Origin of the sequence: Cytobacillus sp. NJ13 (assembly GCA_030348385.1) — a bacterium.
Classification (GTDB): Bacteria; Bacillota; Bacilli; order Bacillales; family Cytobacillaceae; genus Cytobacillus.
In genome coordinates, this window is the sequence record JAUCFP010000006.1 from 3,819,792 (window position 1) to 3,841,404 (window position 21,613).

A 21,613-nucleotide genomic window follows, 5' to 3' on the forward strand; every position below is an offset into this window, starting at 1 on the left:
GGATGGCAAAAGCGATTCTGCTGGTGATTGACAGCTTTGGCATAGGGGCAATGGAGGACTGCGGAGAGTTCAGCCCTTCTGACTGCAGGGCCAATACCTATAAACATATCCGGGAATCGGTTGGTTTTTTAAAAATCCCAACGCTATACAGACTTGGGCTAGGTGCGCTTGCCGATGGCAAGGCAGCCCCTGCCAATGCTTACGGCTGCTCGGCACTGGCCCATCACGGGGCAGATACGTACCTCGGACATCAGGAAATTGCCGGAAGCTGCCCGAAGCGCTCAAATAAAAGGCTAATGAAGGATATTCATCCAGATCTGTCCCAGACATTGACGGAAGCAGGCTATCAGGTTGAATACCCATGGATAGACCGGCCGGTGCTATTAGTAAACGGTGCCTGCGTCATCGGGGATAATCTTGAGTCCTCACTGGGAAACATCATCAATTTAACCGCAGATTTTAATAAAATGCCTTTCCAGGAGTTAAAGGAAGTCGGGAAGATTGTCCGCCAGAATGTAGACACCAGCCGGGTCATTGCTTTTGGAGGACCCTATACAACCATTGAACATATTCTCTCAGTTGTCCATGAAAAAAAACCTGGCCAGTGGGGAGTGGATGCACCGAAGGCCAAGGTGTACGGCAAAGGCTATGAAGTCTATCACATGGGCTACGGTGTAAACATAGACGGACAATTTCCGATGATAGCTGCCAGACATGGCCTTAAAGTACATCGGATTGGCAAAACGGCAGATGTTTTGCATGGTGAAGGACCTGCAGATCCCATTGTGGATACCGAAAAAGTTTTACGAGTTTTAGAGAAGTCATATTTGGAAGAAGAAGAAGATGCGGCGTTTCTGGTTAATGTACAGGAGACAGACCTGGCAGGACATGCTGAGGATGCCGAATGGTATGCCAGACTGCTGAATACAACCGACCAGTGGCTCGCAGAATTCCTGCCCAAGATGGAAATGGAGGACCTGATAATTATTATGGCTGACCATGGCAACGACCCGACCATCGGCCATTCCAACCATACGAGGGAATACGTTCCAATACTTGCTGCCGGGAAGCGGGTAAAACGGGTTAACATAGGCAAGCGCAATTCGATGGCTGACGTTGGGGCGACATTTAGCGAGTTTTTTGGACTGCCTGCGACTGAGGAAGGCGAGAGTTTTTTGGAGATGATTATAGATTGAGAGAGATGCTGGAGCCGAAATGGTTTCAGTATTTTTCGCGTATTTCCTGATTTTACTAGTTCTTTTTTACTAGGTTAAAAGTTATAATCCATTTATGAAATATTTACTAATGGAGTGAAATATATGAAAAAACTCAGCACTAGAATTGCAATGGTTATGGCGCTTGGAATGGCAATTGTTTTACTCGGCAATATTGCTATGCTCTACTTAAGTACGAAAAATTCAGTAGAGTCTTCTATTGGAAATTTTAGTTTAAGCATTGCAGACAATATAGCTTCAAAAATGGAAACAGATAAATATGAGGATTTTTTGAAGAATCCCGATCAGTCTGAGGCCTATTGGGATCTTCGGGAACAGCTGAATGATTTTCGGGAGAAAACGGGTGCGTTTTACGTTTATACTTTAATGGCTGATTCCGAGAAGAAAGAACTCTATATAATGGTGGATGGCCTGCCAAATGACTCCGATATTGCTGCAGACATTAAAACACCGACAACTGCTGCAACATATGAAGATATTTCTCCTGTTCTGGATGGAAAAGCATCGAGTTCACCGATCGTTCATGATCCGGAATATGGAGACTATCTTTCAGCGTTTGTACCAATTAAAGCCGATGGAAAAGTAATCGGGATATTGGGTGTCGACATCAATGCAGAGAATGTTAATAGCATTGCAGACCAAGTACTGCAAAAAGAGCTCCCTATGAACCTGGTGATAAATATACTGTTAATCCTTGCTGTTGTTGCCATTCTGGCCTGGTTCGTCAAAAAAAGACTGCACCCGCTGCAGAATATCAGTTCAGCAGCCCAATTAATGGCTGATGGAGATCTTCGGGGAGCTGAAGAGAAGGCTAATTCTATTAAGGTAAAAGGGAATGACGAAATTGGTTTTGTTACAGAGTCATTCAAAAAAATGACGCATCATACAAAAGTGATGGTTGAAGATATAAAAGCATCTTCAGAAGCACTCCTGGTCTCCTCGGGTAAAATAAAAAACAAGATGGAAGAAATCAGCCAGGCCAGCAGCCTGATTGCAAGAGGGATTCAGGAAGTGGCAGGGGCTACTGATACACAGCTGATCAGAAGTGAGGAATCTGCAAAAGCGATAGAAGAAATGGCCATAGGCATACAGCGTATTGCGGAAGCTTCGACAGATGTGAGCGAACAATCCAATACAGTTACACAGCAGGTAAAAGAAGGATTTGATGAAATCCACTCCATCATCCGGCAGATCAATGAGATTAAAAAGATTGTAAATGATTCATCCCTATTTATAGAAGAGCTGGGTACGCAGGCTATTGAAATTGAAGATATCGTAAACCTGATTTCAGGGATAGCGGAGCAAACTAATCTGCTTGCATTAAATGCAGCCATTGAGGCAGCAAGAGCAGGCGAACATGGCAAAGGCTTCGCGGTTGTATCTCAGGAGGTTAAAAAGCTGGCAGAAGGCTCAAAAGCATCTGCTGCACAAATTGCCGAAAAGCTAAATCACTTTAGATCGTCCATTGAACAGGCAGTCGGAAATATGCATGCGAGCTCAGGTAAAGTTGAAGAGGGAACTGTTCTGGTCAATAGTGCCGGAGAGAAATTCAATCAAATTCTGCATGCTGTTGAAGGAGTTACTGGGGAAATTCAGGAGGTTTCTGCTGTAACAGAAGAGCTCTCTGCCGGATCAGAAGAGATTTCTGCATCCATTGATGAATTTGCGGGTCTATCTAAAGACACAGCACAAATTTCCCGCGAGGTCGCAGCCTCAACAGACCAGCAGGAGGATGCGGTAGAAAAGATTTCAGAGCTGACCGTTCAGCTGAGTATGCTTTCAAGACAGCTGGAACAGTCGGTTGAAAAGTTTAAATTATAAAATGGGAGCCGTTCTCTATAGAGAGCGGCTTTTATTTGGTTACTAAAAGTGAATGATATTCGAAAGAAATATTCAAGAAGTGACCTTGAAATGTCCCCTTTGTCCCGTCTGTGAAAATAAACCATTTGACCGAGTTTTCTAACGGATTATATAGGGAAACAAGCAAAGGTGAACTTATTACCTTATTAAAAGGAGGGCAGCCTGGCTCTAACATAATACATAAAGAGGAGTGTTCAAATGAATTACATAAAGTGGATTGCGGCAACTGCCGCAATGGTATTTGTGCTGAGCATCAGCCAGCCGAAAGCAGATGCAGCAGTTTTAAAGAATGGCTCTGCAGGTCCGGAAGTTACATATATTCAATCAGCATTACAAAAGCTTGGTTATTTTAATACAGACAATACAGGGTATTATGGAACGGTAACAGAGAGTGCAGTAAGAAACTTTCAATATGACTTTGGTTTAGCAGCTGATGGCATTGTTGGAGTTAACACGGCAGAAATGCTTAGGAATGTGGACATGCTGGCCCATGTAGTTTATGGGGAAGCGCGCGGGGAAAGCTATGAAGGCCAAGTGGCAGTTGCAGCTGTCATTCTCAATCGTATGGAGTCAAATGAATTTCCGGATACTCTCTCCAATGTGATTTTCCAGAAGAATGCCATTACCGCTGTAAATGACGGACAGTACTGGCTGCAGCCAGATGCTGCAGCTTATCAGGCAGTAAGAGATGCCTTTGATGGATGGGACCCTACCGGCGGTGCAGTCTATTATTACAATCCTTATACAGCTACAGATCAATGGATATTTACTAGAACGGTCATTAAACAAATCGGCAGTCACAATTTCGCCTATTAAGAATGGGGCACCTTTCTGGCACATGCCTGAAAAGGTGCCTTTAATTATTTGCTAAAATGCCAGTAATTAAAAACTGGTAATTTATATTACAAATATATTAAAACCTCTTTAATTTGTAACAAAAAAAGAGTTTTACTGAAATCTCTCTGTTATCTTCCGGTGTTAATATGTTCCTATCAAGGGACATAAAGGAGATATCATGAAGAAATTAGTAATCTATCTAATCACAGCTGTTTTTCTATCGTTTGGATTTTCCAATGTCACTTCAGCCGCAGGAAATACGTATACAGTGAAAAAGGGAGATACGCTTTGGGCCATCTCTAAAAAACATAACGCTACTGTACAGCAGATTAAATCATGGAATAAATTAACTTCAGATAAAATTAAACCTAAGCAAGTGTTAAAGGTTACCGGAGCGTCAGCAAAAGCTGCTGTACCTAAAAAGACAGCTGTAAAGGCTGCATCAACGAAAGCTTATAAAGAAATTAAAGTGAAAGCGACTGCCTACACTGCCAGCTGCAAAGGCTGCAGCGGCATTACTTATACAGGAATCAACCTGAAAAAGAACCCGAACGCCAAGGTTATTTCAGTGGATCCGAAGGTTATTCCACTGGGATCAAAAGTATATGTGCCTGGATATGGAGAGGCGATTGCAGGGGACAAAGGATCTGCAGTAAGAGGCAATAAAATTGACGTCTTCATTCCAAACAAGCAGAAAGCCCTCCAATGGGGCAGCAAAACGGTTACTATTAAAGTTTATAAATAATAGAAATTAAGAGAATCTTCCTGGCGGGGATTCTCTTTTTATTTGGAAAATAATAACTTATATGCTTATCGTAGGTTTTTAAGCCTATTTGTGCAGTGGGAGTATTTTCTTATTTTTACTTATTTATTCAATTTTTACAAATATCAGATTGTATGCCAAAAAGAAGAGTGATTTACTAGAATGGTAGTGTCATGTAAACGTTTAAAATAAGGAAATAGGAGTGGATTACATGATTGGAAAGCAGAACATAAAGTTGCTTAGCTTTATTAGTGTTTTTGCTTTGTTACTTAGTCTTTTTAGTCCTTTTGCCACGGCAAGTGCAGAAGAAGTGAAGTCTGTGGCAGAAGCGATTGCGGATAATAACGGAGTTGCCACAGTCGAAGGTTATATTGTTGGAGTTACAAAGAGTACTTCAAGCTATAGCCATAGCAGTCCGTTTACAATTGCAACCAATATTGCCATCGCAGACTCACCCACTGAAACGGATCCCGGTAAAATACTGCCGGTACAGCTTCCGAGCGGGTATGTGAGATCAGGATTAAACCTGGTGGACAACCCTGGTAACCTTGGAAGGAAAGTTCAAATTACCGGTTCACTGGAAGCTTATTTTACAGTTCCCGGTCTAAAGAATTCTTCAGCATATTCTTGGGTGGAAGAAACAGACCCAACACAAGTTTCAGCAGTAACAGCTTCCCCTGAATCAGGTCCAGTTAAGCAGGGAACAGGTGTTGCTTTATCGACAGAAACGGAAGGAGCCGTAATTCATTACACGGTGGATGGATCAGTGCCGACTACTCAAAGTGATACATATACTGATCCGATTGTCATTAATGAAAGAACAACCGTTAAAGCCTTTGCTGTCAAAGAAGGCTTAACAGACAGCAGAGTAGCTGAATTTACTTATACGCCTGCATTAGGCGGACTTCGCATTCATGATATTCAAGGTGCAGGGCATTATTCCGAATATGCCAACGAATATGCTGCGGATGTGGAAGGTATCGTCATAAAAGTGGCAGATGCAAACAATTTCTATATGCAGGATCTGCAGCCTGACCAGGATCCTAATACTTCTGAAGGAATTCTTGTTTACAAGAAAAATCACGGTGCCCAAGCGGGCGATGTGGTTGAAGTAACAGGGCAAATTAAAGAATGGGTGCTTGACGGCTATGCTGAAAAACTGGAGACAGATTTGCCTGTCACCGAAATTAATGCTTCAGCAATCAATAAAATAGCGTCAGGTCAGGAGTTTCCGGCTCCAGTCATTCTGAATAAAGAGAACCTGCCAACTGAAGTGATCGACAATGATAGCTTTGGTGAGTTTGATCCAGAGCAGGATGGCATCGACTTTTATGAAAGCCTGGAGGGTATGCTTGTTCAGGTGGACAATCCTAAAGTAGTTGCCCCGCAAAAATATGGAGAGCTTGTAGTTGTTCCGGGAGATGTGGATACGAACACAACGGCCGGAGGACTTCGCATTTCAGAAGATGATTTTAATCCTGAGAGAATTACCATTGATATTAATAATGAAGATTTTGTTGCCAAAATGGGAGACAGCTTTAAAGGCAGCGTCCAAGGGGTTGTCAGCTACGGTTTCAGCAACTATAAAGTATTAAGTGACGCAGATTCATTGCCGGAATTTGTAGAAGGTCCTGCGGCAAGAGAAGAAACAAGTCTTCTCCCTGAAGATGATCAATTAACCATCGCGTCTTATAATGTTGAAAATTTCTCAACAAAAACGAATGCGGAAAAGGTTACGAGATTAGCAGAAGCCATTGTTGAGAATATGAAACAACCGGATATCATTGGCCTGACAGAAGTTCAGGATAATGACGGGCCAACAGATAGCGGCACAACAGAAGCGGATCAAAGTGCAGCATTGTTAATTGAAAAAATAAAAGAATTAGGCGGCCCAACCTACACCTACACAGATATCGCACCAGAAGATAAACAAGATGGCGGACAGCCAGGAGGCAATATCCGTGTTGGCTTCCTATATAACGCTGAACGGGTAACATTATCGGAAGGCGAAAAGGGATCAGCAATGGATGCTGTTGATTTTGAAAACGGCAAATTGACGCTAAACCCAGGACGCATAGAACCAACAAATGAAGCATTTGAAGATAGCCGCAAAGCATTGGCAGCCCAGTTTGAATTCCAGGGCGAAAGCGTTATCGTTGTAGCCAATCATTTTAACTCAAAAGGCGGGGATCTTCCATTATTCGGTAAAGTTCAGCCTCCTGTCTTAAACAGTGAAATTCAGCGCATGAAAATTGCGAATGTGATTAATGGTTTTGTAAAGGGTGTTAAAGCAGAAGAACCTGATGCCAATATCGTCCTGCTTGGCGACTTTAACGATTTTGAATTCTCCAATCCTTTAAAGGCACTAAAGGGCGATGAATTAACCAACATGATTGAAAAGGTGCCGGCAGCAGATCGCTATACGTATAACTACCAGGGAAATGCACAGGTCCTGGATCATATTTTAGTATCCAACAACCTTGCCAAGAAAACAGAAGTCAATATTCTTCATATTAACTCAGGCTTCATGGAAGAGCACGGCCGTGCAAGTGACCATGACCCAGTCATGATTCAGACAAGCTTAAAGACGGCAGCTAAACCGGAAGAGCCTAAATATGATCATGTTTTCAATCTAGCAAACTACCATGCGAAGAAATTCGTTGTTGGACCACATAATGCCTTGGTTGTAATGGATGGAACATCCAGTCTCTCGCAAGGTCTATGGCTGAAGAAGTCAGCAGCAGTTGAAGGCGAAGGCCTGAAAAATACGAAAGTGGTCATTAGCTCTGCCAACAAAGGGGCAGTTATTGATCTAACAGGATCAGAAATTAAAGAAGTCATGATTGAAAGCAGCAAAGTCGTAGAAATCCGTGGTGCAGAAAATGTCCAGAATTGGACACTTGGGAAAAAAGCGGATACTTCCCATATTATTTTCAAAGATTCCGATGGGGAGGAAATAGAGTCTCCTTATGAGAGAGAGGAAGCAGCATAACAGTGGCAGCCGGAGTGAATATACTCCGGCTTTCAATCCCTCAATTCGTGTAAAAATGGAAAGGAGCAACAATAATGAAATTACCTATTAAAGTATTATCTACAGTAGCCTTATCAGCAGCATTAACCATCTCTGCAGCCGTTCCGGCAGGCCTGGTTTCAGCAAATGAGACATCAGCTGCAGAGTTCACACTTTCCTTGATGCATACCAATGACTCACACGCCAATATGGACAGCGCCGCTAAAAAGGTGACGGCTGTAAAGGAAGTAAGAGAAGCAAATCCGGACGCCCTGCTTGTTGATGCAGGAGATGTTTTTTCCGGAACATTATATTTTAATAAATTTCTTGGACAAGCTGACCTGGAATTTATGAATCTGATGGGCTATGATATTATGACTTTCGGAAATCATGAGTTCGATTTGGGTTCAAGTGCGGAAGGGCACAAAGCACTGGCTGACTTTGTAAAAGGTGCACAATTCCCATTCATTAGTTCAAATGTAGATTTTTCTGGGGATGCCAACCTGCAGGGACTGTTCAGTGATGTTATATCAAGCGAACCTGCCAATGGAAAAATATATAATGGCATCATCAAAGAGGTTAATGGAGAAAAGGTAGGATTCTTTGGCTTGACTACAGCTGAAACAGCCAGTATTTCCAGTCCGGGTAATGTTACATTCGAGGACTATATCGAAGAAGCAGAAAAAGCAGTAAAAGCTTTCGAGGGCATGGGAATCAATAAAATAGTGGCTGTAACTCATATTGGCTATGATGATAATCCGAATGTGGATAATGATTTAACCTTGGCCGCTCAGGTAGATGGGATTGATGTGATTGTTGGAGGACACAGCCATACGCAATTAAATGAGCCAGTGGTTGTGGCAGCTGATGAAACAGGAGCAGCAAAGGACCCTACTGTCATTGTTCAAGCCGGCCAGTACAATAATTATCTTGGAACACTGGATGTACAATTTGACGAGGCAGGAACTGTAGTTGGGCAAGCCGGAGAGCTTGTTAAAATATCGGATAAAGCAGTGGATCCTGAAGCTGCAGTGCTGCTTGAAAAATACTCCTCACAAATAGAGGAATTAAAGAACACCGAAATTGGAGCAGAAACTGTGACTGCTCTCGAGAATCCGCGGACAAGCGGAGACAGCACAGAACCAAGTGTACGGAAAAACGAAACAGCGCTAGGCAACCTGATTACAGACGGCATGCTTGCAAAAGCCAAGCAGTATAACAGCAATGTAATCATGGCTCTCCAAAATGGAGGCGGCATTCGTGCAGGGATTGACGCAGGACCAATCACTGTTGGAGAAGTGATTACTGTTCTCCCATTTGGAAACACATTAGCAACTATGGAGATAACGGGAGCTGAACTAAAAGAGGCTTTTGAAATCAGTGTGGGTCAGTATCCTGCAGAAAACGGCGGTTTCCTGCATGTGTCCGGTGCAAAAGTAGAATTTGATTCCACAAAGCCTGCCGGGGAGCGAATTGTTTCGATCGCTTATAAAAATGATCAGGGCACTTACACAGAAATTCAAGATAATCAAACATACACAATCGCTACTAATGCTTTCACAGCCAAGGGCGGAGATGGATATACAGTCTTCGCAAAAGCATATCAGGAGGGCAGAGTAACGGATCTTGGACTTTCTGACTGGGAAAACTTCGCGGAGCATCTAACCAGCCTGGGTACAATCACACCAAAGGTGGAAGGGCGTATTATCGATGTTGACAGTCTGCCTCCAGTAACAGAACTGGATTTCGAAAAGAAATATAATCTTATAGATGATAAAAAGAAGAAATTAGTAGTGAACAAGATTTCTTTTATTAATGTGGAAGAATCTGCAGAGATTAAAAATGGCATTTGGCTCAAAAACTCTGCTGTATTGCAGGGCAAAGGCCTTAAGAACGTGAGTGTCCGTGTAACACCAAAGAAAGAGCCAATTATTGTAGACTTTAGCGGAGCAGAAGTGAAAGAAGTCATTATTGAAGAAAGTGATTTAGTGGAGTTAAGAGGGGCAGAAAACATTAAAAAGATTAGTTATCGAAAATAAATAGGAAATCAGAAATGGCAGATTGAACTGCACACCGGAATGGTGTGCAGTTCTTCTTTTGAGGATTGATTTCGCCCTTTTGCTGCTCTTTTGATATGATGAATTTAGTATATTAATGGTAATAAACTTTGGAGGAGCAGGTATGGCTGGTATAAAATCAATAAACCTCGATGGGGAAGGAATCTATGTGTTTAACAGTGCCATCTATATTTTTGAATCGTCTGCAGGAAGTACGCTGGAGGTGGATCTGATTGTGAGCGAGGTTACTCTAAGAAAATATCAAGACCGGGAAAGCCTGATAATAGAAATTGAATTGGAAGATGGGCGAATTCTAAGTTCATTTATGTTTCTAAAATCTGTGCCGGGCAAGCTGCCAAGGTTAAGCTTATTTTGCGAACTTGATCCTGAGGAGTCGTACGAAGGTGTTTTAAGAATAAGTGAGGACCATCTGGACTTTCCGGATATTGAGGCGAGCATTACTTTAGAAGATATTCGAAAAGTAGAAATGCCAAATGAAAAAATCACACTTAAACTAACCCTGCCCATTAACCAGGTGGAATGGCTGAAGGGGCAGAAAAATAAGGAATTGAATCAGCTTTTTAAAGAGCTGTTGGAGGGATATATTGAGAGGTGACAGAAGGTTTAATATGAAGAAAGAACAAAACCGAGCTGGCGGCTTAGCTCGGCTTTGTTCTTTTTTACTATGGGACAAGGTACCTATCCCAATGTCCATGTTAATTAATCGTCCCGCGATCTACTTGTTCATACAGAATCCCCATATTACTCTTCACCTTTTTGGATACCTCGCACAATGCCTCAATCGCTTCAGCTTTATGGTTTCCTAATTGATAAACCACATCATCAAATAGCATTTCCATCTCTCTTAAAATAGCGATGGATGCGAGGTTGTAGAGGTGGACGTTAAAGTATCCGCTGTTGTCAAAAATGGCGGTTTCCACATAAGGCCTGAAATTATTTAATAGAGTTGGATATTCCACAATTAAACGCCCTAGCCCCTTACGTACACCTTCAATGGTAGCTGCCAATTCATCCAATGGCTCCAGCGCGTTTGCGATGCTGTTTCTAATTTTATCATCAAAATCTGAAAATAAGCTGATAAGCTTTCCAGGGATGGTATAGCTTAAAGCAAAATTGGCTGCCCCTTTTATGCTGTTTGAAAGGATTTCCAGTGTACTTTCAATGGCAAAAGTTAAAAGCTGTCCTTTTTCCAGAAGAGGGAAGAGCAGTGCCTGAGTCGATGCAGTAAATGCAGTGTAGGCAGTATCCATCTGGAATTCCTTAATTTTCATCCTCAATTCCATATAAGGGGAATCTTCCAGTTTGTAAGTATTAGTTCCCTGTACCGATATCGAATCAGAATGAGTAGATTTGCTTTCAATGGATTGCCCAAGAGATTGATCCCGCATTTGAAAGTTGGCTGCAACATCCTGTACTTGCTTTTGGAATTCGCTGATATGAGAGAGAAGCTTACCTCTGTTACCGTTGACAATACCATAATGGGCATTTAATTCACCGACTATTGCATCATACCAGGCATCCTTGCCGCCTCTAAATAGTTCAGGGATTTTGTCTGAAACAATGTTAATAATGCTCCTTGAGATGTTCTGAATATCAGACCTCAATTCGTACAGATGATTGCGAAGCTCCGCAAACAGGCTTTCAACGCTGACGTTCGTCCGGAAAATATGTTCTAGAAGTTCTGCCGGAGGAGAGTTTAGTATATAATTCAATGATTTGCTGTGGCTTTCCGCAATATTTAATAATGAAATTAAATGGTCAATTTCCGCTGTCAATCGGTTTCTTATAGCTGTGATGCCAAGAAACAGCGGCTCACTGATTATGTTTTCAAACAAATCCTCGAACGTATTTTGCAGCCGGTTAAGCCGCTCGTAAAACCGATTTCCTTCATCCTCTACAATGGCAACCGAGTTGCCCAGATACTCGTGAGCAAGATTCAATCTTTCCGTAACATGATTTTGCAGGGAGGAAGCAAGAAGGTCCAGGTTCTCCTTGTTGATCTCAATGCGGTCTGAGTGCCCGCCATATAGCGGTACTCCTGTCCAGATGCTTGATACGATATGGGCATCAGCATCCACATAGATCTTTCCATAGCCCGGCTTGCCGACCTCTCCGATAACATAGAACTGAGTGCCGTCTTCATTCCTCAGATAGCCTGTATGGTTTGTAGCAAGCTTTGAGAATTCTGGAATCCCATTGAAGATTTCATACTGCTTGCCTGGAATCCTGCCATGCAGATCCAATGCAATCAAAGTCTGAGTCAGCACATCGTAGCTGCTGAAGTAATTTGTGATGTTGTCATACGTTTTATCAGGATCCATCATTCCCTCAGGGAGGAGTGCGGGGTTAAGTGTAACTGCCTTAACCTCCGGATTTTCAATGGCCACTGCACCTACTAAGCCGCCCCCCAGAGAATTTCCTGCAATCGATTGGACGCCGCCAACCTGTTTAAATTCATTGTTCATTTCGGTATAGTAGTTTCTTGCAGCAGCTAGCTGCGCAGGTGTCAGGTCACTTAAAAGCTGAGCATCAGTAAGTATATCCTGGTTTCCATATTTTCCGTGTGCATCTGTACCGACATAAATGATGGATATTTCTTTTGTTTCAACATTTACCACCGTCATCGCATCTAATCCGGTCGGGTCTTGGTAATGTGTATTAATAACTTTATAAGCATTGTCATTTACTTCGATTCTAGATTCCACTAAAGGGTAGGTGTAAGCATGGTACCCTGCCAGTTCAACTAAATCTTTGTCATTATTGATTGATACTTCTTTATTTATATTGGGTGAACCCTTAATTGTAGTCATGTATTCACCTGCTTTTACTCTTTTATAATATAATCAGGAAAAGCCCGCTTCAGGGAATTGTCTTTAGCACCTTCAGAAGTTTCTGCATGAATAAAGTTATCGTTTAAATAAAAGCTATATGTCCCTTTAGGAATGTTATTCATTTCTTCAAGATCTTTTGTAACTTGATTAAATACCTCTTTACTAGGTTCTGCTTGCTTATCCTTCATGAATAACTGGATATTAATCTGAAAGTTTTCTTTATCGAATAAGCTCTCATCGTAGGCATCTTTTAAGTTATTAATGCTTTCCTCAGGATTTTGTAAATATAGGTCATACACAGGCTTAATGGCTGCATCCTCAGAAGCTGTTGAAATAAAGTAATAAGGTGTCATAAAGCCATGTCCGCCCACATTTTGCAGGGCTTCTTCAGTTTTCCCGGTGATTTGCCCCTTTTCAGCAAGTGAATTGAGGTAATGGTCAAGCTGACCAAACTCTTCTTTAAAAATCATATGATATAACCCGCCTTGGATGGCGTTTTGAACCTGATATTCATCAGCCTGAATATTACCAATATCCACTTTTTCTGATGTTTCATCAATTGGTACGACAGCGTAGGTATAAAAATGAGGTTCTCCAGCAGACTCTATAAACACGGTTGCCCCATCCTTAGCACCAACCACATTATGCACTGTTACATCGGTCTTATATTTCTCCTGAAAAAACTTGATTGCAGCTTCCTCTATCTGTTCAAGGTTTTCTTCAGCAATTTTGTTTGTCGCATTTCCGTATGGAAGTGCATAGCCTTCCCCTATATAATCCTGTACACTTACCATTGTTTCTCCAGAAGGGGCAGCCTGTGTTTCTTTTACTTTTTCACTTTCCTTATTGTTATTCGTGCTATTCATACCAGAACATCCTCCAAGTATTAATGAAATTCCAACACTGCAGAGTAAAACTTTTGTTTTGTTGTGCATTATTTAAATGTCCTCCCTAAAGGAATGTGCCATACAGAGTATATCCCTTATTTTAGCGGATGGAGTTATATTTTTACAGTTTAAACGTGGAAAATTACACTTTTTAGGCAAAAATAGGAAAAAAGACAGGGGGGTGGTAATGAATAAAATACTAAAAAGTTATAACACTTTATTGCTTTTTATGAATATGTGCTTAATGGGAACGAAAAGGACAGGGGGTGATTTTGTGTATCACTCAGCTGGGTTTTTTGGTCTATTTTAATTTTTAACCGATAGGAGAAAACACCTAGAAAGAATCTCCAGATTGCCGATAAACAGTCTGTACATATCTTTCAATATTTGTATTGAAATCAAGATTACAAGGAGAGGCAGCATCATGAAAAAACTTAGGGACATTAAGATCGGATGGAAGTATGGAGGCGCACTTCTGATTGTTTTTATCCTGTTCGGTATTGCAGCAGCAATCGTTTTAGGCTTGGTTAGGGATATTGGCGATAATGTAAGTGCATTGGAGAAGCGTGGAGACCGTGCTGTTCAAATTACAGAAATGGGGTCATTTACCAGGGCGAAAGCCATCAGGGTTTTTGAATACTTATATAAGCCAGAAACGAAATTTATGGACGAATTCCAGGATCGAAGAGAACAATTTAATGAACTGGAAGCTCAAATAAGAGAAAATATGGATACGGAAGAGAAGCTGGTTATTTTTGATAAAATCGTGGCTCAAGATCAAAAGTTAAATGAAATTTTTTTTAGAAAACTTGTTCCTGCAATGGACAAAGGAGATATTGAAGCAAGTGAGCAATTTGCCGGAGAAGCCAGTGAAATCCAGCTTGCTACAGTCCTATTATTAGACGAACTTCAGGGTATTGTGAATGAGGAGCGGGCACAGGCGGTAAAAGCCACAAAAGAAAGCCAATTCCGCACTTTTAATACTCTTATCATTTCTATGCTGGCCGCTGTTATACTCGGAGCATTGATAACATTCTTAATCAGCCGAATGGTCTCGCGCAGTCTGAATGAAGTGGTGATTATAACAAATCGCATCGCAAATGGAGAACTTGACGTTCCTGAAATCAAATACAAAGGAAAAGATGAAGTTGGGCGTCTGTCGGAGGCTGTAAATACCATGAGCCATAATCTGCGAATGACGATTCAGCAGGTTTACGAAGTATCTCAGACGGTGAGCAGCCAGAGCGAAGAACTGTCTCAGTCAGCGGAGGAAGTGAAAGCAGGCTCCCAGCAGGTTGCCTCTACCATGCAGGAGCTCGCATCCGGCTCCGAAGCACAGGCGACACATGCTTCTAATCTCTCATCCTTTATGGAGACATTCTCAGATAATATACAGGAAGCCAGTTCAAGTGGAGAAGCTGTGTTTGAATCCTCCAGGAAGGTCATAGGTATGACCGAAAAAGGCAGTCAGCTAATGTCAGCTTCGATTCAGCAAATGGGTATTATTGACCGGATTGTCCAAGATGGTGTGGAGAAAATGAAAAGCCTGGATGCCCAATCACAGAAAATTTCGAAACTGGTATCTGTCATTAAGGATATAGCGGACCAAACCAATTTATTGGCGCTGAACGCAGCAATTGAAGCGGCACGTGCGGGCGAACAGGGACGCGGGTTTGCTGTTGTCGCAGATGAAGTAAGAAAGCTTGCGGAAGAGGTTACTGTATCAGTAGAAGATATAACTGGCATTGTTTCAAGCATACAGACTGAATCTGCCAATGTCGCACATTCATTGCAGGGCGGTTATCAGGAAGTTGAGAAAGGCACAAGCCAATTAAAAACAACCAGCGAAACCTTTACAGCAATCAGCACTGCAATACATGAAATGGCGGGCAGCATTCAAGCAATCACAGAAAAAATGGAAACCATGGCCGGAAAAAGCCAGCAAATGGGGGCTGCTATTGAGGAAATTGCGTCTGTTTCAGAAGAAGCAGCTGCCGGGATTGAACAAACATCTGCTTCCTCCCAGCAGACAAGCAGCAGTATGGAGGAAGTATCAAGGAGTTCTGAGGAACTTTCGCAAATGGCAGAGGAGCTTAATGGGCTGGTTGGGAGATTTAAACTTTAAATTTGAACCGCTGATAACTATATCGGCGGTTTTTTCCATTTACAGCAGATAATAAAATCTCCTGAATTCATTAAAATATTGATTATGTATGTATGATCTAATCTGGGAATCGGTCTGGGCCTCCTATGCAGGAACTAATACTATCAACAGCTGGTAGACTGATGTCTAAAATTTGGAGAAATATTCAAAAAAGAGTGTTTAAAGTCCTAATTTCCTGAAAATTCGACTTTTAATTAGTTAGTTAGAGGGCTTATGTGATATAGTTAACTTATTACTAGGTCATAATAGTTAGTTCTAAATACTGGAATAGCAAACCATTTGTAATGGAGGTCTAAACTTGTTAACAAATCATCTCGATTTTCGACTGGAGCCTAAGGTAAGGGAATTGTATGAAGAGCATAAAAAACGTGCTGAAAAAATAGACTGGGGTTATCACGAATTTCTCCCATGGGATAAAGCGCAGGATTTCCGCCGTGTTCCCTGGGATGAGAGCCAGGTGACACTTCCGGAGTCCGTCATTACGGCTGTGGAGACAGCGCTATTAACAGAAGTGAATCTTCCATGGTTCACCTCTTATTTGGACCAGACATTTAAAGGTTCATTAAGCGTCATTAAGGAATTTGTGCATACCTGGACAGCGGAAGAGGATCAGCACTCCAATCTTCTTGAAACCTATCTATTAATTACGCGTAATGTCCATCCGGGCAGGCTTCACCAGCTTCATAAGCAAACAGTGGAAAATGGCTGGAATCCTGATTTTCATACGCCATTTGAAACGATGGTTTATACATCCATGCAGGAGCTGGCCACCATGGTGTTTTACTATAATGTGGCGAAGGTGGCAGGGCCTCATGATAAGGATTTATCCAGCCTGCTGAGGCGTTTGGCTAAAGATGAGACCCTGCATTATACTTTTTACAGGGACGTTATTAAATATCATCTGCAATTAGAACCTAATTATTGCTACTACCTTGGGAACGTCATCATGAACTTTAAAATGCCAGGTGCTGTCATGCCGGACTTTGAAGATCGGATGGCTATCATCGCAAAAGAGGCCAATTATGGCCCGCTTGAATATTTTGACCAGGTTCTGGATGTCATTATAGAATATTGGGAAATAGAAAAGCTGAGGCCGATTGCACCGGAAGCAGAGAAAGCAAGACTTGATATCCTAAACTATCATGCTCGCTTGAAAAGAGTTCGGGATCGGTTTTACAGCAAGAAATAAAAGAATCAGCAGGGGGAGACCTTTGCTGGTTCTTTTTTCTGGTTTTATATAAACAACAAGAGGGAATTTATTAAAAAAAAGATCAATGGAGGTATATCGAATGCTTCAATTTATTGAATCTCGCTCTCCCTCTACAATTGCTCTCGCTTTCAATGGGAATGCAACCAAGGAAGATGCAGAAAAACTGGATCAATACGTCAGAGAAAATTTTAAAGATGACCAGAAGTTCAATATTCTGGCCATTATGACTGATGTAGACGGGACCACTTTCCAAGGTGCCACGGAAGGAATGGAATTTGATATAAAAAGGTGGAAACAGTTTAATAAATTTGCTGTTGTCAGTGATAAAGACTGGATAGGAACTGTATCCAAGCTTACAAACTACCTGCCTGGCATTAAAGTTGAATACTTTGAAGGCCATCAGCTTGAGGAAGCTTGGACTTGGATTAAAGAGTGAGGAGTTATCCATACATTTGATGGATTCCCTTTGCAATCCGGAAATGGAATAAGGAAATGTCAAAAGGGCCGGTTTCCAGTTAGCCGGCCTTTTGTGTGCATCCAAAGACAATTAGTGCCCGAGACTCTATCGTTCATGCACTTTCAGTTTCTTGGCCTTTTTTACAACCGTCGATTGGTCAATCTTTAAGGCTTCGGCCACTCTTCTGGTGGTTTTATACTTTTGGAAAGCGGTTAATAGCATGTTCCTTTCTAATTGCTCCACGGCTTCTTTCAGGGGGGTGATTTCTTCGCTTTGGGTGATGGGACTTGAGGCTTCGGTCATTTCCCGGATTTTTTCGGCTTCGATCGTATCCCCCAGTGTGTTAATGACCAGTCTTTCAATCATATTTTGCAGTTCTCTTATATTCCCGGGGTAGTTGTAATCATATAGCGCCCTGATGGCTTCTTCGGAAAAGGTCTTCTTCATCTTATATTTATTATTCATGCTGTCAATGAACATATTGGCGAGGAAAAGCAGGTCTTCCTTACGCTCTCTTAACGAAGGGATCGTAATGGGCACAACGTTCAGCCTGTAAAAGAGGTCCTCGCGGAATTGGCCGGTCCTCACCAGCTCTTTAATATCCTTATTGGTGGCTGCAATGATTCTGCAGTCTACTTTAAAGGATGCCGATCCCCCGATTCTTCTTACAGTACGGTCATCCAGAACATGCAGAAGCTTCACCTGCAGGCTCACAGGCATGTCCCCGATTTCATCCAGGAAAATGGTGCCGCTGCCGGCAGATTCAAACAGCCCTTTTTTTCCATCCTTTAGTGCACCTGTGAACGCCCCCTTTTCATAACCGAAAAGCTCTGATTCGAGCAGGTTTTTAGGTATGGCCCCGCAATTGATGGAAATAAAGGGCCGGTCCTTGCGATTGCTGACAGAGTGAATCATATTAGCCATATACCCCTTGCCGACACCGGTTTCTCCCAATAACAAAACGGTTGCGTCCATATTGGCGATATGATGAACAAGCTCAATGATACTTTTCATGCCCGGGCTCTCAGAGGCAACCTTGCCGCGCTCCATCCGGGTACGCTTCATTAATTCCTGTTTCAGCCACTCATGTTCTGCCTGAAGCCTTTTTAGGTCCGATGCCAGCTTATTGGTTTCTGTGATGTCTTTAGATATATTGATAATCTTTTCGATTTTTTTGTCCTTATTAAAGAAGGGAGTGCCGGTTACCAGGACTGTTTTATTGGCAGCTGTTTTCTGTATGATCGTGACCCTTCTTTGCTTGCGGATCACTTCACAGGTAACCGATGTGCTGAAAAACCCTTGTTTTTCAAGTGAAAAGGCGTTTTTTCCAATGAGTTCAGATTCCGGCACTCCAAAAATTCTTTCACAGGATTTGCTGAGTCTCGTAAATACCCCTTCTCCATTTGTGATGGTGATTGCGCTATGGGTGATGTCCAGTATAAAATTTAAATCTTCAAAGGCTTGCTTATATGTTTCCAGCTGATTGCTCTTCATAAAAACCCCCGCTTCTTTCTGGTTGATGACTAAATTCATCAGCCTTTGATGACTTTTTCCATCGAAAATAATAAGACAGAACCTATAAATACAGAGATAATCAATGGTGTAAAGTTGGCACGATTCTTGCAATATAATATAAATAACCATTTTTAATTTTCTAAAAATTATACCATTGACATCATGAGCAATGCCAGGGTAAAAAATATTTTAATAGAAAGGGGGAGTTTGGTTGGAGATCAATCTCAGCCGGCTGATGAACGATTTTGAAAACATAGCAGGCTTTACCAGTACGCCGGGCAAAGGCTGTACGAGATTCTCGTACAGTAAAGAGGATCGAAGAGTCAGAGAATATCTTTTTGCCCGCATGGAGGAGCTGGAGATGGACATAAAGGTTGATGCCATCGGAAATATTAGGGCTACATACGGAAAAGAACTGAATAGGCCTTCCATTATGATTGGTTCCCATCACGATACTGTGAAAAATGGAGGGAAATATGACGGGTTAACAGGTGTATTAGCTGCACTGGAAATTATAAGAGTATTAAAAGAAGAGAAGGCAGAATTGCAGCAGCCAATTGAATTGGTAAGCTTCGCAGAAGAAGAGGGCTCCAATTTTGGTATAACCATGCTTGGCAGTAAAGTGTTTGCCGGAAAATATAATTTGGAAGAATTAAAGACAATCAAGAATTCAGAGGGAAAATCTGTTTACGAAACAGCTAAAGATTTTGGACTTGAAATTGATCAAGCAGAAAGAGATATTCTCCAAAGAGGGGAAATAGACGCCATGATTGAGCTGCATATCGAACAGGGGCAGATACTCGAAAGCCAGCAAAAATCAATTGGAATCGTCCAGGCTATTGCCGGTATGAGAACGTATAAGGTGACAATTGAGGGAGATTCGAATCATGCAGGGACCACTCCAATGGATTTACGATCAGATCCAATGGCTGGTGCAGCTGAAATCATCTCCCAAGTTCGAAAAACAGCTAAATATGATGCATTGCCAACAACAGTAGCGACAGTCGGGAAATTAGAGTGCAGGCCAAATATTCCAAACGTGATTCCTCAAAAAGTCGAATTCTATGTAGACATCAGAGATGTTGAAGCCAGGGGAGTTGAGATTGTTTCCGGCAAGCTTGCTCAAAAGATAAAAGAGGTGTCTGATGAGCACTCGTTAAAAAGCACGATCGGGTTGGTTGGCGAATCCAAAACCGTTAAGCTTTCATCCAAGCTTATTGAAAAGATTGAGAAAACGGCAATCGAGCAGGGATTTGATTATCTAAAGGTTAATAGCGGTGCCGTACATGATACAGCAATGTTAAGTGGACTGACTGATATAGGTATGATTTTTATCCCGAGCAAGGGAGGAAAAAGCCATTGCCCTGAGGAGTATACAAGTGAAAAAGACATTAAGGCAGGCTGTGATTTATTGCTGAATGTCGTGAGAAAGCTGGCATGCCAAAAAACGGAAAAGCAGAAGATCTAGAATACCTGCTTTTCTCTCTTTTTACATTTTTCATTTTACAGATAATTTGTAATATTAAATATTTTAAAGGAGATGAAGAAAATGACAGAAAAGCTATTTGAAAGATTACAGGAGATTTATCCGGAGATGGTGAGTTTTAGAAGGGATCTTCACATGTATCCGGAGCTTTCCCATCATGAGGTGAATACTCCTGAGAAAGTGGCATGCTTTCTTGAAAATTTGGGATTGGAAGTGAAAAGGAACGTTGGCGGCAGAGGGGTAACAGGATTATTGAAGGGCGGTAAGCCTGGGAAGACGGTTGCATTGCGTGCGGATTTTGATGCTCTTCCGATTCAGGAAGAAAATGAAGTGGAATACAAATCCCGAATTCCGGGGGTTATGCATGCTTGCGGACATGATGTTCATACCGCGGCCCTCCTGGGCGTGGCCAAAACATTATCCGAAGTGAAGGATCAGCTGGAAGGAAATGTCCTGTTTATTCATCAATTTGCTGAAGAAGTGATTCCAGGCGGGGCGAAGTCAATGATTGAAGATGGATGTCTTGATGGCGCAGACGTCATCTATGGCGCCCATGTCTGGTCCACGAATCGGACAGGCACGATCGGCGTAAGAGAAGGCGATGCCATGGCAGCAGGAGATACCTTTGAGATTAATATATTTGGAAAGGGAGGACATGCTGCGACGCCGCATTTGACCGTTGATCCAATTGCAGCAGGAAGCCAGCTCATATCAAATCTTCAGCAGGTTGTGGCAAGGAAGGTGGATCCTGTGAAAACAGCAGTCGTGTCTGTAGCTGCTTTTAACAGCGGTACCGGATTTAATGTCATTCCAGACAAAGCCAGAATTACCGGAACAGTCCGTACGTTTGATGAAGATGTCCGCAGCATGATTGAAAGCTTGATAGGGGAAATTGCCCACTCAACCTGTAAAGCTGTAGGGGCAACCGCAAAGTATGAATATGTCAGAGGCTATCCGGCTGTAAAAAATCATCCCGATGAAACAAAAAGGATTGAAAGGCTGGCCGGAAAGATTGTAGGTGAAGAAAATGTCATTCACATGCCGGCGCAAATGGGAATGGAGGATTTTGCATATTATCTGCAAAAGGTTCCCGGAACCTTCTTCTTTGTTGGGGGAAATTCAGAAGGAATTGAGGAATTTCCGCATCACCATCCGCGCTTTGATGTGGATGAACGTTCCATGATTGATATTGGGAAAGTGTTTATTTCCGCAGTGTTCGATTATCTGTCTGATGAAGGCGCTGCTGAACGCAAGCCTGCTAAAGTTCAGTCTAATTAAAA

General features: G+C 42.1%; 15 protein-coding genes. 12 read left to right on the forward strand and 3 right to left on the reverse strand.

The genetic code is table 11. The features are described from left to right. The first annotated feature begins 2 nt into the window (after positions 1-2). From QUF73_19120 to QUF73_19150, 7 genes are all read left to right on the forward strand, one after another. Entirely contained in the window at positions 3-1,196 is a 1,194-nt protein-coding gene (locus tag QUF73_19120; GenBank protein ID MDM5228239.1) for a phosphopentomutase, read from the forward strand. Positions 1,197-1,319: 123 nt separating this feature from the next. Then, the gene (locus tag QUF73_19125; protein ID MDM5228240.1) at positions 1,320-3,056 is read left to right on the forward strand and encodes a methyl-accepting chemotaxis protein; all 1,737 of its coding nucleotides are present in this window, start codon (positions 1,320-1,322) and stop codon (positions 3,054-3,056) included. 237 nt (positions 3,057-3,293) lie between these two features. Then, positions 3,294-3,911, forward strand: coding sequence for a cell wall hydrolase (locus tag QUF73_19130; protein MDM5228241.1), 618 nt, complete (start codon positions 3,294-3,296; stop codon positions 3,909-3,911). Between the two features lie 199 nt (positions 3,912-4,110). After that, the gene (locus QUF73_19135) at positions 4,111-4,677 is read left to right on the forward strand and encodes a 3D domain-containing protein (protein MDM5228242.1); all 567 of its coding nucleotides are present in this window, start codon (positions 4,111-4,113) and stop codon (positions 4,675-4,677) included. 229 nt (positions 4,678-4,906) lie between these two features. Continuing rightward, positions 4,907-7,687 (forward strand): DUF6359 domain-containing protein, encoded by a 2,781-nt coding sequence (locus QUF73_19140; GenBank protein ID MDM5228243.1) that lies wholly within the window; start codon positions 4,907-4,909, stop codon positions 7,685-7,687. Between the two features lie 74 nt (positions 7,688-7,761). Beyond that, positions 7,762-9,744 (forward strand): 5'-nucleotidase C-terminal domain-containing protein, encoded by a 1,983-nt coding sequence (locus QUF73_19145; GenBank protein ID MDM5228244.1) that lies wholly within the window; start codon positions 7,762-7,764, stop codon positions 9,742-9,744. 142 nt (positions 9,745-9,886) lie between these two features. Continuing rightward, entirely contained in the window at positions 9,887-10,378 is a 492-nt protein-coding gene (locus QUF73_19150; protein ID MDM5228245.1) for a hypothetical protein, read from the forward strand. 100 nt (positions 10,379-10,478) lie between these two features. On the opposite strand, the gene QUF73_19155 is transcribed toward QUF73_19150, so the two are convergent. Beyond that, positions 10,479-12,593: a hypothetical protein gene (locus QUF73_19155; protein MDM5228246.1), complete on the reverse strand. Its 2,115-nt coding sequence runs from the start codon at positions 12,591-12,593 to the stop codon at positions 10,479-10,481. A gap of 14 nt (positions 12,594-12,607) precedes the next feature. Beyond that, complete coding sequence (locus tag QUF73_19160; GenBank protein MDM5228247.1) at positions 12,608-13,480, reverse strand: DUF1672 family protein; 873 nt, start codon at positions 13,478-13,480, stop codon at positions 12,608-12,610. Positions 13,481-13,925: 445 nt separating this feature from the next. On the opposite strand from QUF73_19160, the gene QUF73_19165 reads away from it, so the two are divergent. The 3 genes from QUF73_19165 (at position 13,926) to QUF73_19175 (ending at position 17,311) form a co-directional block, all read left to right on the forward strand. Beyond that, entirely contained in the window at positions 13,926-15,626 is a 1,701-nt protein-coding gene (locus tag QUF73_19165) for a HAMP domain-containing methyl-accepting chemotaxis protein (GenBank protein MDM5228248.1), read from the forward strand. Positions 15,627-15,963: 337 nt separating this feature from the next. Beyond that, positions 15,964-16,854, forward strand: a complete 891-nt coding sequence (locus tag QUF73_19170) for an acyl-ACP desaturase (protein MDM5228249.1) — start codon at positions 15,964-15,966, stop codon at positions 16,852-16,854. Between the two features lie 100 nt (positions 16,855-16,954). Next, positions 16,955-17,311, forward strand: a complete 357-nt coding sequence (locus tag QUF73_19175) for an STAS/SEC14 domain-containing protein (GenBank protein ID MDM5228250.1) — start codon at positions 16,955-16,957, stop codon at positions 17,309-17,311. Between the two features lie 126 nt (positions 17,312-17,437). On the opposite strand, the gene QUF73_19180 is transcribed toward QUF73_19175, so the two are convergent. Then, on the reverse strand, positions 17,438-18,826 hold the full coding sequence (locus QUF73_19180; protein MDM5228251.1) for a sigma 54-interacting transcriptional regulator: 1,389 nt from the start codon (positions 18,824-18,826) through the stop codon (positions 17,438-17,440). A gap of 232 nt (positions 18,827-19,058) precedes the next feature. On the opposite strand from QUF73_19180, the gene QUF73_19185 reads away from it, so the two are divergent. Then, positions 19,059-20,315: a Zn-dependent hydrolase gene (locus QUF73_19185; protein ID MDM5228252.1), complete on the forward strand. Its 1,257-nt coding sequence runs from the start codon at positions 19,059-19,061 to the stop codon at positions 20,313-20,315. Positions 20,316-20,396: 81 nt separating this feature from the next. Next, on the forward strand, positions 20,397-21,611 hold the full coding sequence (locus QUF73_19190; protein ID MDM5228253.1) for a M20 family metallopeptidase: 1,215 nt from the start codon (positions 20,397-20,399) through the stop codon (positions 21,609-21,611). The last annotated feature ends 2 nt before the right edge of the window (positions 21,612-21,613 follow it).

Excerpts from the sequence above, each read along its gene's own strand:
- QUF73_19120 (MDM5228239.1), top strand. The coding sequence starts at position 3 with ATGGCAAAAGCGATTCTGCTGGTGATTGACAGCTTTGGCATAGGGGCA.
- QUF73_19125 (MDM5228240.1), top strand. The coding sequence starts at position 1,320 with ATGAAAAAACTCAGCACTAGAATTGCAATGGTTATGGCGCTTGGAATG.
- QUF73_19130 (MDM5228241.1), top strand. The coding sequence starts at position 3,294 with ATGAATTACATAAAGTGGATTGCGGCAACTGCCGCAATGGTATTTGTG.
- QUF73_19135 (MDM5228242.1), top strand. The coding sequence starts at position 4,111 with ATGAAGAAATTAGTAATCTATCTAATCACAGCTGTTTTTCTATCGTTT.
- QUF73_19140 (MDM5228243.1), top strand. The coding sequence starts at position 4,907 with ATGATTGGAAAGCAGAACATAAAGTTGCTTAGCTTTATTAGTGTTTTT.
- QUF73_19145 (MDM5228244.1), top strand. The coding sequence starts at position 7,762 with ATGAAATTACCTATTAAAGTATTATCTACAGTAGCCTTATCAGCAGCA.
- QUF73_19150 (MDM5228245.1), top strand. The coding sequence starts at position 9,887 with ATGGCTGGTATAAAATCAATAAACCTCGATGGGGAAGGAATCTATGTG.
- QUF73_19155 (MDM5228246.1), bottom strand. The coding sequence starts at position 12,593 with ATGACTACAATTAAGGGTTCACCCAATATAAATAAAGAAGTATCAATC.
- QUF73_19160 (MDM5228247.1), bottom strand. The coding sequence starts at position 13,480 with ATGAATAGCACGAATAACAATAAGGAAAGTGAAAAAGTAAAAGAAACA.
- QUF73_19165 (MDM5228248.1), top strand. The coding sequence starts at position 13,926 with ATGAAAAAACTTAGGGACATTAAGATCGGATGGAAGTATGGAGGCGCA.
- QUF73_19175 (MDM5228250.1), top strand. The coding sequence starts at position 16,955 with ATGCTTCAATTTATTGAATCTCGCTCTCCCTCTACAATTGCTCTCGCT.
- QUF73_19180 (MDM5228251.1), bottom strand. The coding sequence starts at position 18,826 with ATGAAGAGCAATCAGCTGGAAACATATAAGCAAGCCTTTGAAGATTTA.
- QUF73_19190 (MDM5228253.1), top strand. The coding sequence starts at position 20,397 with ATGACAGAAAAGCTATTTGAAAGATTACAGGAGATTTATCCGGAGATG.